The 16,687-nt window shown below is 66.4% G+C and carries 17 protein-coding genes and 1 tRNA gene; 11 read left to right on the top strand and 7 right to left on the bottom strand.

What is annotated here, in order from left to right; genetic code table 11:
- Positions 1–176 precede the first annotated feature (176 nt).
- From NOW55_RS01630 to NOW55_RS01620, 3 genes are all read left to right on the top strand, one after another.
- Positions 177–968 (top strand): helix-turn-helix transcriptional regulator, encoded by a 792-nt coding sequence (locus NOW55_RS01630; RefSeq protein ID WP_256398310.1) that lies wholly within the window; start codon positions 177–179, stop codon positions 966–968.
- Positions 969–1,038: 70 nt separating this feature from the next.
- A complete protein-coding gene (locus NOW55_RS01625; protein ID WP_256398309.1) occupies positions 1,039–2,181 on the top strand; it encodes an acyl-CoA dehydrogenase family protein in 1,143 nt (380 codons plus the stop codon).
- Positions 2,182–2,280: 99 nt separating this feature from the next.
- Positions 2,281–3,129, top strand: coding sequence for a hypothetical protein (locus NOW55_RS01620; protein WP_256398308.1), 849 nt, complete (start codon positions 2,281–2,283; stop codon positions 3,127–3,129).
- On the opposite strand, the gene cysE is transcribed toward NOW55_RS01620, so the two are convergent.
- Entirely contained in the window at positions 3,126–3,764 is a 639-nt protein-coding gene (gene cysE / locus NOW55_RS01615; RefSeq protein ID WP_256398307.1) for a serine O-acetyltransferase, read from the bottom strand. The two genes, NOW55_RS01620 and cysE, sit on opposite strands and share 4 nt — an antisense overlap.
- Positions 3,765–4,038: 274 nt before the next feature.
- On the opposite strand from cysE, the gene NOW55_RS01610 reads away from it, so the two are divergent.
- The 3 genes from NOW55_RS01610 (at position 4,039) to NOW55_RS01600 (ending at position 5,081) form a co-directional block, all read left to right on the top strand.
- Positions 4,039–4,260, top strand: a complete 222-nt coding sequence (locus tag NOW55_RS01610) for a hypothetical protein (RefSeq protein ID WP_256398306.1) — start codon at positions 4,039–4,041, stop codon at positions 4,258–4,260.
- Positions 4,260–4,607: a hypothetical protein gene (locus tag NOW55_RS01605; protein WP_256398305.1), complete on the top strand. Its 348-nt coding sequence runs from the start codon at positions 4,260–4,262 to the stop codon at positions 4,605–4,607. The genes NOW55_RS01610 and NOW55_RS01605 overlap by 1 nt, the downstream gene beginning before the upstream one ends.
- A 153-nt stretch (positions 4,608–4,760) precedes the next feature.
- Positions 4,761–5,081, top strand: coding sequence for a ribbon-helix-helix protein (locus NOW55_RS01600; RefSeq protein ID WP_256398304.1), 321 nt, complete (start codon positions 4,761–4,763; stop codon positions 5,079–5,081).
- Positions 5,082–5,110: 29 nt separating this feature from the next.
- On the opposite strand, the gene NOW55_RS01595 is transcribed toward NOW55_RS01600, so the two are convergent.
- Together NOW55_RS01595 and NOW55_RS01590 are read right to left on the bottom strand one after the other, a co-directional pair.
- Positions 5,111–6,481 carry an aminotransferase class III-fold pyridoxal phosphate-dependent enzyme gene (locus tag NOW55_RS01595; protein WP_256398303.1) on the bottom strand — a complete coding sequence of 457 codons (1,371 nt, stop codon included), beginning with the start codon at positions 6,479–6,481 and terminating at the stop codon, positions 5,111–5,113.
- A 74-nt stretch (positions 6,482–6,555) separates the two neighbouring features.
- Positions 6,556–7,857, bottom strand: coding sequence for an MgtC/SapB family protein (locus tag NOW55_RS01590; RefSeq protein WP_256398302.1), 1,302 nt, complete (start codon positions 7,855–7,857; stop codon positions 6,556–6,558).
- Between the two features lie 96 nt (positions 7,858–7,953).
- Between NOW55_RS01590 and NOW55_RS01585 the strand changes: the two genes are divergently transcribed.
- Positions 7,954–9,198, top strand: coding sequence for an AI-2E family transporter (locus NOW55_RS01585; RefSeq protein WP_256398301.1), 1,245 nt, complete (start codon positions 7,954–7,956; stop codon positions 9,196–9,198).
- 33 nt (positions 9,199–9,231) lie between these two features.
- Here NOW55_RS01585 and NOW55_RS01580 read toward each other — a convergent pair whose 3' ends face one another.
- Entirely contained in the window at positions 9,232–9,504 is a 273-nt protein-coding gene (locus NOW55_RS01580) for a PadR family transcriptional regulator (RefSeq protein ID WP_256297442.1), read from the bottom strand.
- Between the two features lie 227 nt (positions 9,505–9,731).
- On the opposite strand from NOW55_RS01580, the gene NOW55_RS01575 reads away from it, so the two are divergent.
- Complete coding sequence (locus NOW55_RS01575; RefSeq protein ID WP_256398300.1) at positions 9,732–10,022, top strand: amphi-Trp domain-containing protein; 291 nt, start codon at positions 9,732–9,734, stop codon at positions 10,020–10,022.
- A gap of 308 nt (positions 10,023–10,330) precedes the next feature.
- Here NOW55_RS01575 and tbsP read toward each other — a convergent pair whose 3' ends face one another.
- Together tbsP and NOW55_RS01565 are read right to left on the bottom strand one after the other, a co-directional pair.
- Complete coding sequence (gene tbsP / locus NOW55_RS01570; protein ID WP_256398299.1) at positions 10,331–11,149, bottom strand: transcriptional regulator TbsP; 819 nt, start codon at positions 11,147–11,149, stop codon at positions 10,331–10,333.
- 399 nt (positions 11,150–11,548) lie between these two features.
- Positions 11,549–13,609, bottom strand: a complete 2,061-nt coding sequence (locus NOW55_RS01565) for a hypothetical protein (RefSeq protein WP_256398298.1) — start codon at positions 13,607–13,609, stop codon at positions 11,549–11,551.
- A gap of 123 nt (positions 13,610–13,732) precedes the next feature.
- On the opposite strand from NOW55_RS01565, the gene glyA reads away from it, so the two are divergent.
- Together glyA and NOW55_RS01555 are read left to right on the top strand one after the other, a co-directional pair.
- Complete coding sequence (glyA, locus tag NOW55_RS01560; RefSeq protein ID WP_256398297.1) at positions 13,733–14,980, top strand: serine hydroxymethyltransferase; 1,248 nt, start codon at positions 13,733–13,735, stop codon at positions 14,978–14,980.
- Between the two features lie 231 nt (positions 14,981–15,211).
- Complete coding sequence (locus NOW55_RS01555) at positions 15,212–15,613, top strand: hypothetical protein (protein ID WP_256398296.1); 402 nt, start codon at positions 15,212–15,214, stop codon at positions 15,611–15,613.
- A gap of 297 nt (positions 15,614–15,910) precedes the next feature.
- Here the strand turns inward: NOW55_RS01555 and NOW55_RS01550 are convergent, their stop codons facing one another.
- Positions 15,911–16,423 (bottom strand): helix-turn-helix domain-containing protein, encoded by a 513-nt coding sequence (locus NOW55_RS01550; RefSeq protein ID WP_256398295.1) that lies wholly within the window; start codon positions 16,421–16,423, stop codon positions 15,911–15,913.
- A 152-nt stretch (positions 16,424–16,575) separates the two neighbouring features.
- Between NOW55_RS01550 and NOW55_RS01545 the strand changes: the two genes are divergently transcribed.
- Positions 16,576–16,660 (top strand) — tRNA-Leu (locus NOW55_RS01545).
- Positions 16,661–16,687: the final 27 nt, after the last annotated feature.

Genomic DNA, 16,687 nt, shown 5'->3' with positions numbered 1-16,687 from the left:
TACGCCGGAAGCACCGACAGACAGCATTGGAAAGTACCGTAGTATGCTGCCTAAAGGTTACCATTCCGACCTGCGCGAAACGACCGAAGCGGGGTGGAACGTTCCGACGTCCTCGGAAAGTATGGTAATACAGCCGAGAAGAAAACACATATGGCCGCCGCGTCGTCACCATCTGTATGGTCGGTCCGACCGAACGCGTCGAGTTCGTCTGTGGCTCGCGCTCCCGACAGGAGGTGCTCATCGCGCTCGCGAGCGAACCACGAGAGCGGCGGGCGGTCGTGGGCTCGACCGCGGCCAGCGAGTCGGCGGTGTACGACGCGATGAACCGGCTGTCGGACCGTGGCTTCTGCTACGAGCGCGAGGACGGTCGGTGGGCGCTCACGGGCACCGGACGCGCCGTCGCGGACCTGCTGGAGCGTGTCGGAACCGTCGAGTCCGTCGTCGAGGGGACCCGCCCGTACTTCGACGAGCACGACCTCGGCGTCCTCCCCGAACCGGACCGCCGAGAGCTGCATCGGCTCGCCGGCTGCGAGGTCGTCGACTCCCCGGAGACGGACCCGTTCCGCGCGGCACGGCGGGTGCGGACCGCCATCGCGGACGCCGACGAGGTCGCTGTCCTCGCTCCCGTCTACGACGACCGCTTCGCCGACGCGCTGCTCGAGGGCGACACCGACTCCGTGCGGTTGGTGCTGGACCCCGAGATACTGGATCTCAGGCCCGAGGACGACTCGAACGCCGACGAGCCACCGCCGTTCGCCGAACTGGTGGACATCCGTGTCGCCGAGATCGCGTTCGCGATGACCGTCACCGGGTCCGGCGTGTACCTCTCGCTCCCGCAGCTCGACGGCACGTACGACCCACAGACAGAGCTCGTCAGGGAGTCCGACGCCGCCGCCGACTGGGGCGCGACCGTGTTCGAACGTATCTGGGAGCGGGCGACGCCGGTCGAGGCGCTCGTCGAGGACTGAGCCCGTCGGGGTCGACGCACCCGCCGCGGGAATGGGGCAACTTTTTCCACTCGCCCCCGAAGGCAGGGGTATGAATCTGAGTTCGGAGCAGGCCGCCGTCCGCGACGTCGTTCGGGAGTTCGCGGCGGCGGAGCTACGGCCGGTCGCCCGGGAGTGCGACGCGGAGCAGACCTTCCCCGAGGACGTCTGGGACGGGCTGGCGGAGCTGGACCTGACGGGGCTGACCGTCCCCGAGGAGTACGGCGGCTACGACGCCGACCCGGTGACCTACGCCATCATCAACGAGGAGCTCGCCCACGGGATGCTCGCCGTGGCGACCGCGCTGTCGGTCCACGGGCTCGCGACCTCCTGCATCGACGAGTTCGGCTCGCAGGACGTGCGCGACGAGTGGCTCCCCGAGATGGTCGACGGCCGCCCCGTCGGCGCGTTCGCGCTCTCCGAGCCCGAGGCAGGCTCGAACCCCGCCGAGATGTCGACCGTCGCCGCGCGCGAGGGCGACGAGTTCCGCCTGAACGGCAAGAAGCAGTGGATCACGAACGGCAGCCGCGCCGGCGTCTACGTCGTCTTCGCGAAGACCGACCGTGACGACCCGGGCTCCATCACCCAGTTCCTCGTTCCCGCCGACACCGACGGCGTGAGTGTCGGCAAGAAGGAGGACAAGCTCGGGCTGCGAGCGTCGGACACGACGACGCTCATCTTCGAGGACGCCCGCATCCCGGCCGAGTACCAGCTCACCGAGGAGGGTCGAGGCCTCTCGGCCGCGTTCCAGATCCTCACCGGTGGCCGCATCGCCATCGGCGCACAGTCCGTCGGCCTCGCGCAGGCCGCGCTCGACGCCGCCGTCGAGTACTCACAGCAGCGCGAGCAGTTCGAACAGCCCATCTCCGACTTCCAGGCCATCCGCCACAAGCTCGCGGACATGCAGACGAAGGTCACCGCCGGCCGCCTGCTCACCCGGGAGGCCGCCCAGAAGAAGGCCGAGGGCGCCGGCATGGAGACCGCGTTCCTCGCCAGTCAGGCGAAGTACTTCGCCAGCGAGGCCGCGATGGACGTGACCAACGAGGCCGTCCAGATACACGGCGGCTACGGCTACACCACCGACTTCCCGGTCGAGCGGTTCTACCGCGACGCGAAGATCCTCACCATCTACGAGGGCACCACGGAGATCCAGAAGAAGATCATCGCCCGGTACCTGCTCGGCGACGACGCCTGAGTCCGACCGGTACGCGGCCCCGACGACGGTCGAACCTGTCGACAGTTTCCCACCTTCTCCCCCTGAAAATTATTACGGTCGGCCTCGTTGGCACCATCGATGGCTACCGGCAGGACCGACCCGGAGCGGGACGACCAGCACCCGGACAACGCGGACAGAACTGACCGCGCCGCGTCCGACCAGCGACCCACGAACGTCTCCCCGGAGGCGCTCACGTGCCGGCTCCGCTCCGCAGTCGGCGACACCGAGGCGGTCACCCTCCGTGTCCGGCCCACGGACGGCGGCACCGAGGTCGACCGCGTCCTGCACGCAGACGAGGAGCTGACGACGACCGCCGCGCTCGACCACCACGTCACGCTGGCCTGTGCACGCGTCCTCGTCACCGAACTCCCCGGAGCCGCCTCGGACGTTCGACTCGTCCGACCCACGCTCCGGACCTGCGACGCCGACGACGCGGTCGCACACGAGGCGACGTTCCGCCGTGACGGCGACCGCTTCGTGCGCGAGGGCCGTCGGGGACCGCCGACACCCCCCGAATCCCCACCCTCGTACACGCTCGAACGGCTCCGCGGTAACGGGCTGTTCGCCGGCGTCGTCGTCCCCGCGATCGCCGGGGTCGCACAGCGGCTGTTCGGCCTCCGCGAACGCATCGGCGACGGCGACGTGACCGTCACCCGCGACGAGCTCGTCGTCCGGCTCGACCCCACGCCCGGCGCGCAGACCCACCACGAGGTTCGGGTCGCGAACGGCGCGCTCTGCGTCTGGCTGCTCGGCGAGACCGACCGCGACGGCGGCGTCGAGCGGACCGAACGCGTCGCTCGCATCGTGCCGCCGTTCCCGATAACTGCCACGGACGCGACCGCAGAACGGACCGACGACGACGTCGTCGTCAGGGTGCCACGCTGTGGCCGCGGCGAGTCCACCGACGGGTCGATTCCGCTCGACTAGTCGTCGGCCTCGGCCTCCGCGCCGTCGCCCGGGACGACGGACTCGTCGGCGCTCGTCCCGGTGTCGACCGACTCCGACCCCTCCGAGGCGGCGTCGGACTCCTCGTGCTCCTCCGCCGCCGACGGTCCGCCGACGCGGGTCGCCGGCACACCCGTCCACGTCTCCCCCGCGGGCACGTCCTTCGTCAGCACCGAGCCGGCACCGACACGGGCGTCGTCGCCGACGTCGATGTCGCCGAGCAACGTCGCGTTCGCGCCGACGACGACGCCGTCACCGAGGGTTGGGTGCCGTTTCTCGGGCCGCGGCGAGTTCCCGCCGAGCGTGACGCCGTGGTACATGTGTACGTCGTCGCCCACCTCGGCCGTCTCGCCGATGACGACGCCCATCCCGTGGTCGATGACGACGCGCCGGCCCAGCTGCGCACCGGGGTGTATCTCCACGCCCGTCATGAACCGGACGAACTGCGAGAGCAGTCGTGCGGTCAGGTGGAACCCACCCTCCCAGAGCCGGTGGCTGACCAGATGCGCCCAGACGGCGTGCAGGCCGGCGTAGCAGGTGAGTACCTCCAGTCTGCTCTTCGCGGCGGGGTCGCGCTCCAGCACCGCCTCGACGTCCTCACGGAGCCGGGCGAGCATCAGCGCATCACCCCGTTGTCACGCCCACCCGACCGGAAACAGCAACACGCCGTCTGCGACCGGTGCTGGTCGACGGCGATACGGTCGGGTACAGATGTGACCGACATACACACTCCTGGGAGCGGAGCGGCAAAAAGGGGTACGGTTCCGCGACCGGGACGCACAGCCGCCGACGCGCGTGGTCGTCCGGTACCGTCCACGTGACCACCGCCCCCGTGACCAGCAGTTGCGGGCCGGTGCTTATCCGGCTCCACGGCGAAGATACGTATGAGGTATGAGCACAGACAACACGGCATCCAGAGAGGAGATCTCCGAGACCACCACCTGGCCGGAATTAGGAATCGCACTGTACGAACGACTGACCGGGAGAGGGGCGACGATCGAGTACGTCTTCGAGGAGATGGAGGTCGCGGTGCCGAGCAAGGCAGGCGAGGATGCGCAGCACGCACACTGGAAGATCGACGGAACGGTCAGCATCACGACACGCGAGGACTGATGACGACCGCGGTCGAACCGCTGTCTGTCGACGTCGCACTCGACGTGACGGTCGATGGCAGCCGGTGTGCGGTCTGGAACGAGCCGGGCCTGCTCGTCGTCAACGCGCCGACGCTGTCGGCGGCCCGGACCCTGGTCGCGGGGGTCGACGCGATTCCGCTACCGCGGAGTCGCCTGACCGGGGCGCTCTCGGCCGCCGACCTCACCGTGGAGGTCCGTGTCAGGCACACGCCGGTCGCACGGCTCGGGGCCAGCGTGACGCCGTCCCGGCTCGCCGCGGCGGCGGGCTACGATGCCGACGTGTCGCTGCGAGGGCTCGCTGTCGCCGCCTGGCGTGGCCTGCTGTAGTCCTCGCCGACGACGGGAGCGAGGCCACTCGGTGCAGTCGCTGCCGGTCGGGTCGCCGGTGGTGCCCGGCCGTCCACGACCGTTCCGACGGCCCCACCGAGGCGTCGATACGAACACGAAACGCGCTTCAGTCGCGAACGGCTACGGACCGTCATGAGTGGACTCGACGACCTACAGGCGGACGTCACCGACGCGTACGAGGACATCGACGGCGAGTTCGAGCTGGCCCGCGAGACGAAGAACGAGCTGGCGATGCTCGCCGCCGGCCTCGGCACCGACCCGGACCAGCTGGTCGAGCGCGCGGTCCACCTGCTGTTCCAGACGACCGTCGACTCCGGCAAGCTCGACTTCCAGTTGCGCTCCGAGTACGACGTGACCTACGACGAGTACCTCTCGGGGATGACCTACGAGGAGATGACGGGCGGGAGCTTCCCGCAGCCGGAGACGAACGACGACCGCCGCTACCAGTTCTGAAACGGCACCGGAGGAACTCTTTCTCTGCCTCAGTACGCGTCGCTGGAGTCCGTCGTGGTGACGGGCGCGTCGCGCTCGGCGGCCTCGGCGGCCTCGACGAACAGGTTCGCACCGAGCTCGATCTCGCGCTCGGTGACGTCGAGCGGCGGGAGCAGGCGCAGGCTCTTGTAGCCACAGCCCAGCGTGAGCAGCCCGCGGTGGAGCGCCTCCTTCACCACCGCCTCGCGGCGGTCCTTGGTGTCGAACTCGACCGCGAACATCAGTCCGCGGCCGCGGATATCGACGACGGAGTCGAGGTCCGCGTCGGCGATGGTCTCCCAGAGCTGCCGGCCACGCACCTGCGCGTTGTCGAGGAGGTCGTACTCGTGGATGGCGTCCATCGTGACGACACCCTGTGCCGCGGAGAGGATGTCACCGGCACCCCACGTCGAGGAGAGGCGACCCTTCTCCTCCGGGAAGATATCGGAGCGGGAGACGGTCGCGCCGACGCGCAGGCCCTTCGCGGACGTGATGACGTCGGGCGTGAGGTCGAGGTGGTCGACGCCCCACATCTTGCCGGTGCGGCCGAGGCCGGCCTGTATCTCGTCGGCGATGACGTAGATACCGTGCTCGTCGCGGATGTCGGCGATATCGTGGATGAAGCCGTCGTGGGGGACGCGGTAGCCACCCTCGCCCTGGACGGGTTCGAGGATGATGTAGGCGACCTCGTCGGGGTCGATGTTGCCGGCGGTGTGGAGCCTGTCGGCGAGGACGTTGCCGCCGTGGCCGTCGGTACACCAGCGCTGCTCGTACTCCTCGTCGGTCGAGATGTAGGGCACGGAGACGACGCCGGGCACCTCGGGGTAGCCCTTCCGGTGGACCGTCTTCGAGCGGTTGAGCGAGAGCGCACCGAGCGTGCGGCCGTGGAACGCGCCCTCGAAGGTGAACGCGCGGTGCCCGCGCTGGTTGTAACAGATCTTGATGGCGTTCTCGACGGCCTCCGCGCCGGAGTTCGAGAGGAACACCCGGTCCATGTCGTAGTGGTCCGTCGCGTCGATGAGACGGTCCATCAGCTGGGTCGGTGTCGGGATGTCGGGGTCCTCGGGCGGCCAGCCACCGCTGGCGTAGAAGTCCTGTCCGGCGATCTTCACCGGGTCGAACAGCTCGAGGTCAGAGAGCGGCTCCAGCACCTTCGGGTTGTTGTACCCGAGCGGCGCGGCGGCGACGTGGCTCGTGAAGTCGAGCAGGACGTTGCCGTCGACGTCGGTACAGAACGGACCTTCGGACTCCTCGGTGATGTCCCAGACGAAGTCGTAGACGTACGTACTCGGAGCGGAGAACTGATGGTGGTACTCGACCCACTGTTTTGCCTTCTCCCCGGGCATCTCTCGTACCCGTGGCTCGGCCGTGTCTCTGTCCATATCCCCGCTATGAGGAGGATTCGTTTAATACATTCGTTTAGTTCCCCGCAACATTTGCACGGGGGACGACGGCCTCACGCGAACAGGATGGCGACCGCGCCGACGCCGCCGACGACGACGAGCACCCCACTGAAGATGGCGACCTGACGGGCGAACTCCCGGTTCGGGCTCGCGGCAGTCAGCCCCGCCTTGACGAGCACCGACGACGCGGTCGCGAGCAGCACCGAGATGACGGTCGTCGAGGTGGTGAGCGTCCCGCCGCGATGCAGCAGGACCGCCGAGGTGGTCGCGCCGGCGCTCGACACCAGCCCGGAGGCGACCGCCGTCGCGATGAACCCCTCCGCACCGAACTGCGCCTCGGCGACGGCACCGACCACGAGCACCGCGAGGAACATCACGCCGAACCCGAGCGCGTAGCGGAGCGAGAACGGGCTCTCAAGCTCCATCTCGACGCTGTCGCGCCAGTCCGCCGACCACGCCGCGACCGCGAACGAGCCGAGCACGAGCAGCACGAGCGGCACCGCCGTCGGGACGAGGATGTCCGTCGAGACCGAGAACGCGACGACGATGAACAGGTTCCGCAGCGCCATCGCGGCGTCGGCGAGCAGGATTGCCGCGACGGCGTAGGAGACCGCGTCGTCCTGCTGGCTAACGTGGTCCATCATCGAGCCCACGACCGCCGTCGAGGACGCCAGCCCGCCGAAGAAGCCCGTGACGGCGATGCCGCGGCTCCCGTAGGTTATCACGACCGCGTAGTTGACGATGCCGATGGCGGCGACCGTGACGACCATCAGCCAGACCACGCGTGGCTCGATCTTGATCGCCTCGACACCCAGGGGCTCGTAGGCGTACGTCTGCTCCCCGACGGGCAGGAGCGGGTAGACGACGAACGCCAGGATGGCGAACTCCGCCCCCGACCGCACCTCCTCACGGGAGAGGTTGTCCGCGAACGAATGGAGTTCGCGCTTCAACACGAGCAGCATGGACGACAGCACCGCCACCGTGACGCCTTCGAGGACGAAGCCGCTCACGACGAGTGCGCCGACACCGTAGGTCACGAGCATCGACATCGAGGTCGTCAGCGCCAGCCCGCTCTCCCCGCCCTCCATGAGCCCCCGGACCGCGAGTACCACGCCCTGGGCGACGACGAGAACCCCACCGACGACGTGCAACAGCCCGCCCCACTGCGTGTTCATGGCGAGCAGCGTGAACACGCCACCGGCGACCGCGATGAGCGAGAACGTCCGGACCCCGGCCGACTTCTGCGACCACTCCCGTTCGAGGCCGAGGAACATACCGAGGGCTCCCGCGAGGACCAGCCGGATGACCGCACTGTCCAGCGACAGGCTCTCGGAGCCCTGGAGTACGACGCTCATCCCACATCGTACCCCGTTGCCAGATAAAAAACCTGCCCTCGTGACGGCGAGGTATCACGGTGAACCTTTTTCCCCGTTGCCCGCGCTCTCAAACGTATGTTAGGCCTCGACGTCCGACGCTCGGAGGCCGCGTGGTGGCTGCTGGCGTTCACCCTCGGGGCCATCCTGTTCTGGGTGTTCTACTCGTTCGTCGGGACGTTCGTCTTCGGGGTGTTCATCTACTACGCAACCCGCCCGATCTACCGCCGGATGCGGCGACGCGGCGTCCGTCCGCCGAGCCTGGCGGCCACCGTCGCCATCTTCACCCTCGCACTGCCGTTCCTGCTCCTGCTCGCCTACGCCGTCGCCATCGGGCTCCAGGAGCTGAACGTGTTCCTGGAGAACCTCCAGGAGCGACAGGCGAACGGCGGCGCGGACGGGGGGACGGGCGACGGCACCGGCGACGCGAGCGCCGGCGGTGTCGACCAGATCTCCGACATCCTCGACCCGTACTTCGACATCGCCTCGGCGGTCAACAACCCCGAACAGCTCCTCTCGGACCCGGAGGGGCTCGACCTCGTCACGAACCTCGCGAGCGATGCCCAGGGCTACATCGGCTTCGTCACCACCGGGCTGCTCCACGTGTTCGTGATGATCGCCATCGCGTTCTACCTGCTCCGGGACGGTCACAAGCTCTCGCGGTGGTTCCGGACCACCTTCGGTGACGACCGGGGCGTGCTCGCGGCGTACCTCCGCGTCGTCGACCGCGACTTCAAAAACATCTTCTTCGGCAACATCCTCAACGCCTTTCTCACCGGCACCATCGGCGCGATCTCCTACAGCCTCCTGAACGTGTACGCACCCCAGGGTGGGGCCATCCCGTACGCCGCACTCGTCGGGCTGCTCGCCGGGGCTGCCAGCCTCATCCCCGTCGTCGGGATGAAGCTCGTCTACTTCCCCGTCGCCGCCTTCCTGTTCTTCCGTGCGGCGACCGAGGAGCCGACCGGCGTGTTCTGGTTCCCGGTGCTGTTCGTCTCCGTCTCGTTCGTCATCGTCGACGTCATCCCCGACCTCGTGTTGCGTCCCTACGTCTCCGGCCGGAACCTCCACGTCGGGTCGGTGATGTTCGCGTACATCTTCGGGCCGCTGCTGTTCGGCTGGTACGGCATCTTCCTCGGACCGATGCTGCTGGTGCTCTCGGTCCACTTCGCTCGGCTGGTGCTGCCGGAGCTGCTCAACGCGGAACGCGTCCAGCCCTACGCGGTCGACCCGTCGCACTTCGAGACGGCGACGGACCAGCCCGCGGAGACTGGAACAGAAGATGTGCCCGGTGGCTCCCCTGCGGGTGAGAGCGACGAGTGAGTGCCTGTCACTCGTCGTCGAGCGTGTGCCTGTTCACTCGACGTACTGCGACTCCCACTCGTCGCGAGCGCTGATCTCCCTGCGCCCGCGACGCGTCAGCGTGTAGAAGTTGGTCCGCCGGTCCCGTTGACCCTTCTCGACGAGCCCTTTGTCGACGAGTGTGTCGAGGTTCGGGTAGAGCCGACCGTGGTGAATCTCCTTCTCGTAGTAGTTCTCTAGCTCTTCCTTGATCGCGAGTCCGTGTGGTTCGTCTTTCCCGGCGATTACATACAGTAAATCGCGCTGGAATCCTGTCAGGTCGTGCATTGGGGGAACGTCGCTCGCGATTTATTGTCGACTATTATTAAGTATGTCGGCCTGGCCCTGCATATTCAGTGTCTCACCGGGGCGAATGCCTTATTTATCCAGTTTCCCGTGACTATAGGAACTCACCGATAGAGATGATATCTGGCAGATACAGGCAAAATTGTATGGAATCTGTCTATGTCCTCTGAGTTGAGACACTTATGGTGTGTCGCCACGTATTGGAATGCATGCCAGAAGAAGTCCTGTTCAAGACGGAGGCGATGCGGACCCGTGCAGACGTCGCCGAGTACCTGCGGACCGTCGCGGACAAGCTCGACGGCGGCGGCTCCCTGACGCTCACCGCCGGCAGCGACTCGGTCACGATGGACCCGCCGGAGCGCGTCGAGTTCGAGGTCAAGGCCGAACGGGAGACGAGCAAGGGCGCAAGCGAGGGCGAACTCAGCATCGAGTTCGAGCTCGAGTGGGACGAAGGTCAGTCCGGTGGTACCGGCGACACCAGCGACCTCGCAATCGAGTAATCGACGGCCCTGCGGCTCGCTATCTCGTTCTTTGACGCATCACGGCGAAGCGGCCGCTCCAGGATTACTGTTCGAAACAGGAAAGCAGACCACGCGGGAATAGTGGGCCCGCGTGGTCGCTTGCCGCCCTGAATTGGTCCCCGCTGACGCTTCGGCCCTCCAAGCGAAGCGTCACCTGAAACAATCGGTGCCAGACTCTTAAATGTACCGCAAACGGCCAACCTGGTGCCCTCTCGCCGAGGACAGAAACCCCGCCGAGGGCGTCGCCACTCCTGGGGTGGTAGCGGCCGAAGAATGGAGTGACCGGATCAGTTGAGGATGGACTGTGCGACCGTCGCGAGCTGCCCGTTGTCGGCGTTGCGCAGGCGGTCGTCACCGATCTTCAGGCGCAGGCGCGGCCGGCCGACGTCGATGGGGACCTTCTCGGTGTCGATGAGGCCCATGTCCTCGAGCTTCGTCTTCGTGCGGGAGAATGTTGCCTTGCTGGCGATTCCCACGTCCTCGCCCCACTTGCTGATGTCGTACAGCAGCGCCTCGTTCTTCGCGGCGACGAGCAGCGAGATGGTGACCTCGTCGAGCCCCTCACCGTCGCCGCGAGCGGTCTCGAGCGAGTTGAGGATGTTCGTGAAGTCCTCCTCCGCCTCCGGGCTGATGTCGGTCTTCAGCGACTCGCGGACACGCGAGATCGGCGGCGTGCGGAGCTTGAACGGCTCCGCGTCCTCCCAGGACGCCATGTAGGCGTCGTACGCTGTGGTGACGAACTCCTCGTCCTCGGTCGTCAGCCCACCGACACGGTTGCCCGCCGTGACGAGTGCGACGACGCTGTCCTCGGTGACCAGCAGCGAGTTCTCCGGGGTCTCCTCGACCGTGCGGAGCTCGAGCGCGCCCCGCTCGACGAGGTCGGCCGCGTTCGACGCCACTATGAAGTCGTCCATGACGTCCTTCAAGGTTCGCTCGTCCGCGAGCATGTGGACCGTCGGAAGCTCGCCTTCGAAGCGAGTGGCGACGCGGACGAACTCCTCGATCGCGTCGGCCGACGGGTTCACCACGAACACGTCGCCCGTGGTATCCTCCAGCACGGTGTGGAGGATATCGTCAATCTGTCTGTCGAGTAAATTCGAACTCATGCCTATGCACAACAAAACGGCCCCGCGCTACTTAATTTTATTGGCCAGCACAACCTCAAATCTTGGCAATCCACTCTTGATTCCGCCCCTATGTAAACGAGAGGAAGATTGAGGGAGTGTAACGTGGGATGATATAGCATATAACGCCGAATTACTTTACTTCCCAAAACCAACCAACTGGACTACAGGTTTAGGTTCGAAGGGATCCACGCGGTCTCGCTTCGGTGGTCGAAGGTATGTAATACCTAACCGACAGTACTCGGTTCTCCACAATCTATAAGTCAGATTGGGAGACAGGTTGGTGTAGTCGCATATGCAACGTGTTCCTCCCGCCTCCAACCACAACGGGACGAACAGCCACGACGGCGGAAGTAGTCCCTACACGGGCCCCTGAACCCGTTACTCGTTCGCTAGCTGGACGTAGAGGTCGTCGGACCAGCAGAACTCCCCGTCGAAGATGACAGACGTGTCCGCCCGTTCGAGGAAGTCGAGCAGCGCCGGCTTCGACAGCGCGAACTCCGACTCGTTGCCACAGAGGTAGGAGTACTCGTTCCCTTCGATGTACGGGTGGTAGTAGCTGCCGGCGTGCTGGAGCGAGAACTGGTCGAACGTGAGGAAGAACCGGTCGTCGTCCAGCCGTTCCAGCTCGGCGGTCGTCGGCAGCCGGTTCGTCGTCTGGGTCAGGGTGTAGGTGCCGTCGCCGACGACGGCGTAGTCCTTGCCCATCATGATCCGACGGCGCGCGATGCGGAGTGCCCGCTCGAAGCTGAACCCGTGGATGAGCAGGCGTGCGAACGCCGAACCGACCTTCACCGCGTGGTCGTTGAGCACCTGCGTGAACGTGACCCCGCCCGCGACTGCCCCCTTCTCGACGAGCTCCATCCCCTCGTGGAACGAGCCACACGCGTTCAGGAAGAACGTCTGGGTGCCACACGACGAGAGGCTGCTGGCGGAGAGGTAGCCGTCGGGACAGCGCAGCCCCTCCGTCTCGCAGTGTCCGATGTAGTGGACGAAGTCGTTGTCGTCCTCGAGCACGCGGGCGAGCGCGACAGTGCCGAGGTGGTCGACGACGTTCACCGACAGCGGGAGGTCCGCCGCGTGCTCCCGGTAGATGCGGCCCACGTCGATGTGCTCGTCGTCCATCTTCTCGTCGTTGAGTACGACGGTCACCTCGGCGGTCTCGTGCTGCCGGTCGAGCACCGACAGCCGGTTCCGGTACGCCGCCGGCGTGCACTTGAACACGTCGATGGGGACGCCATCGGCCAGCCAGCCGTGGACCCGACCCGCACGGAGCTCGGGCTTGACGACATCGACGGACGCGACCTCGCCGGGGCCGGTCGCCCGGTAGAAGTCGTCGAGCGACCGCTCGACCAGTTCCGACCCCTCCAGCTCCGACGTCCGGGGCATGTAGATGGCCGCGAGGTCGTGCAGCAGGAACGGGATGGTCTCCAGCGTGTCGGCGCTCGGCTCGACGTACATCGAGAGGTGCCAGTCGGGCAGCCTGTGTTCGAGCGCTGCATAGGGGACGTCGAGGTAGGTTTCGAGACGGTCGACCGGACTCCCGTGGTACAGTGACTCGGCATCGAGGCCGAGCGCGTCGAGCAGGCTCTCCTCGGCGAGGTTCGTCCCGTACGGCCCGGCGTTGCGGACCAGACAGTCGAGGAAGAACGTCTTCCGGAGGACCCGGGTTACCCGCCGTTCCAGGTCCGGCATCGTCCCGAGCTCGTGACGGATGCCCGCCCCGGGCGCACACAGCATCGGGGCCTCGATGTCCGGTACCGTCTCCACATCCGCCTGCAGGTAGTACGCGAGCGGGGCGGTGACGTACAGCTCCTCGAACGACGGCGGGACGAGCAGTTCGATACCGACGTCCGGCGTCGCGTCCCTGATGGTCGAGGACACCTCGACGGTGTCGCCCGTCTCGACGAGCGGCGGGTGTCCCCGCAACGTCGGATACGTCCGGTCCGGCGCGGTGGTCTTGTGCGACGACGGCAGGTGGCTGAGCGCGACGGCCAGCCCCTTCGGCGTCGGCGGGACGACGATCCGCCCCGACGGCCGGACGTTCCGGCTCCGGAAGCCGAGGGTCACGTCCGTCTCCTCGGCGAAGCTGACGACGACCTCCTCGAAGTCCGGCGTCTTCGAGATGGCGAGCGGCCCGTCCGCGCGCAGGTACGTCTTGATGTCGGTGTCGAGGTCGACGATGTACTCCCCGGTCGGGAGCTCGAGCGGGCCGGTGTCGTTCTCGAGCTCGTAGGTGGCATCGCTCGACTCCGAGGCGACGTACACCACCGAGATGGGGAAACGGACCTCGTCGGTTCGACAGGAGAGCGTGGCGTCGACCGGTCGCGGGAGCGAGACGCCGTCACCGGTCACCGAGAGGTTCGGACCCTCGACCGTGAACTCCGAGTTCCCAGGGTCGACGACCCGGAGCCCCGTGGACGTCACCTCCCACTCTATCATTCGCGTTGGTAGATGTAACTAATAGCAGTTAGATGTATCGGGAAACGTACGAGAGTACATATTCGGTGGCAGTATCGCCCGGAGACGAGTACACTTATGCCCGAACCGGTCGGGTCTTCTCGCATGGACTACGAGCACGTCCGCGAGGTCGACCCGGCGGTCGCAGACGCCCTCTCAGGCGAGGTCACACGCCAGAACGAGACGCTGGCGATGATCGCCAGCGAGAATCACGTCTCCGAGGCCGTCCTGGAGGCACAGGGCTCCGCCCTGACGAACAAGTACGCCGAGGGCTACCCCGGAAAGCGCTACTACGGCGGCTGCGAGTACGCCGACAAGGTGGAGAACCTGGCCATCGAGCGCGCCGAGGAGCTCTGGGGTGCCGAGCACGTCAACGTCCAGCCCCACTCCGGCACGCAGGCCAACCAGGCGGTCTACTTCGCGATGCTCGAACCCGGCGACAGGATCCTCTCGATGGAGTTGAGCCACGGCGGCCACCTCAGCCACGGCCACCCCGCCAACTTCACCGGGCAGCTCTACGAGGTCGAATCCTACGAGGTCGACACCGACACCGGCTACATCGACTACGACGAGCTCCACGCGATGGCCGAGGAGTTCGAGCCGGACATGGTCGTCTCGGGCTACTCCGCGTACCCGCGCACGGTCGACTGGGAGCGCATCCAGGCGGCCGCCGACGCCGCGGACGCACTGCATCTCGCCGACATCGCCCACATCACCGGGCTCGTCGCCGGCGGCGCACACCCCTCGCCGGTCGGTGTCGCCGACTTCGTCACCGGCTCGACGCACAAGACCATCCGCGCCGGCCGCGGCGGCATCGTCATGTGCGACGAGGAGTACGCCGACGACATCGACAAGGCCGTCTTCCCGGGCGGGCAGGGCGGCCCGCTCATGCACAACATCGCGGGCAAGGCCGTCGGCTTCAAGGAGGCCCTCGACCCCTCGTTCGAGGAGTACGCCGAGCAGACCGTCGCCAACGCGCGGGCGCTCGCCGACCAGCTCCAGGAGCACGGCTTCAGCCTCGTCTCGGGGGGCACCGATAACCACCTCGTGCTCGTCGACCTCCGACCGTCGCACCCGGACACCACCGGCGGCGACGCCGAGGAGGCCCTGGAGGACACCGGTATCGTCCTGAACGCGAACACCGTCCCCGGCGAGACGCGCTCGGCGTTCAACCCCTCCGGCATCCGCATCGGGACGCCCGCGCTGACGACCCGTGGCTTCGACGAGGACGACATCCGCGTCGTCGCGGACTGCATCGCACAGGTCGTCGACTCGCCCGAGGACGAGTCGGTGAAGACGGACGTCGAGGCGACCGTCGCGGAGCTCTGCGACGCGAACCCGCTCTACGACTGAGAACGTCGGCCTCCTTGTCATTCACGAACGGGAATCGGATTTTGTTACCGTGTGAACGAGGGGTAGGATACCGACCACTGCGAACCCCGACAGCGGCGGGTGGTTCTCTGGGAGGTCTGCTGAGTACAGAGCGCGAATCGACCATAAGAGATTCTCCCGGCTTCGATTGTCCGAAGTGGTAGATACAGAGAAGACATTTATGGGGCACGTGCGTCCACCGCCCGTAGAACGATGCATAATTGGAAGCCCCTCCGCGCCGTCCTTGTCGTTTTTGCGTGTTCCACAACTGTTGCGGCGCAGTCTGCCTCACCAACTGCCGTCCCTGCCGACGCACCCGGCGCAGCGGACGGTACTGGCCTCGCACTTCTCGGATTCCTCATCGCCGCGCTGATTGGCGGTGGTCTATTGATCGTGGCTGTTGCCAGCCTCGTTTCAGTCTCGCTCATCACGATGTTCGGCCCTTTCAACGACCGAGTGCATCTCGCACTCCCGGTCGTGGTTGGAGCCGTACCGACTGCAATTCTGGTGCTATCCTTCGGAATCGAACTCCTTGTGGTGCTAGTGATAACAGAGATCGTCGCGCTCCCTGTTGCTGGATTTCTACTGCGGCGACGTTACCGAACTGTTGCGTGATTCAACTGCTGACGCACTCTTCTCGTGGGGTATGTTCCTAGTGTCCTCGGTGGGGAGGAACACGGTAGATTCGCATGCTCGGTCTATCAGCACATTCAGCGAACAGACGTCGAAACGAAGGAAAGTCGGTTTCTAACTGCATCCTCTGTATCCAACACGCAGTTATTGACAAAGGGTGAGAAACACGCACTGGTAGCGCCACGTCAGGTGCAGCTATACAACGGTCGACTCCTTTCGGGGGACGCGTCCCGGTCTCTCACCTGCCACAGAACTGGATCGCTGATCGAAGACCCAAACTCAGGATTCGGAGAGCTGCACGTCGAGCCTGTCTTCGAGCTTCGCGATGAGGCCGCCGCCGATGCCGGCACGCGCCGCCCGGCCCTGTTCGACAGCGATGATGTCGGCCTCGTCGGTGTCCAGTTCCTCGGCGAGCTCGTCTCGCTGGAGGCCGGCGTCCTGGCGGGCCTCGGTCAGCAGCTTGCCGTAGTCCGTGACGAGGTAGGGCAGCTGGTCGTCGTCGTAGTTCGTGCCGCCCTCCTCCCAGTGGGAGGTGTCGCCGTCCCAGTTGGAGGTGCGGGCCGTGTTCCGGGCGGCGGTACGCTTGCGCTCGCCGCGGTCGCGGCTGCTGCCGTCGCCGCTGGAACCGCTCGTAGTCTTCTGGGCGTCGTCGTGCGGGGCGCAGTCGGGACAGACCTCCAGTTCCGCTCCGGCGACGTTCGCCATCCGGAGTCGGTCGCTGGCCGCACCGCAGAGTTCGCAGGTGTCCCCGTCGCCGCCACCCGACGAGTCACCCGTCGAGTACTTCGCCATACGCTCCCCTACCGTGGGCGCACATTTGAATACCCCGCTTTGCTGTTCAGTGTCACGCACCCTGCCCGTCGCTACCACGCCCTCCGGCGGCCGAAAAAGGACACGCTTTTATTTATCCCGGTGAAACGCAGGAGTGCAGCAAGACACAGCGAGCGTGGGTAGCCAAGCCAGGCCAACGGCGCAGCGTTGAGGGCGCTGTCCTGTAGAGGTCCGCCGGTTCAAATCCGGTCCCACGCATCGCACAGGTGGTCACCAACTCGACCG

It is taken from the genome of Haloarchaeobius litoreus, from assembly GCF_024495425.1.
Taxonomy (GTDB): domain Archaea; phylum Halobacteriota; class Halobacteria; order Halobacteriales; family Natrialbaceae; genus Haloarchaeobius; species Haloarchaeobius litoreus.
The sequence above is the reverse complement of the archived record's forward strand: the minus strand, read 5'-3'. Positions and strand labels throughout refer to the sequence as shown.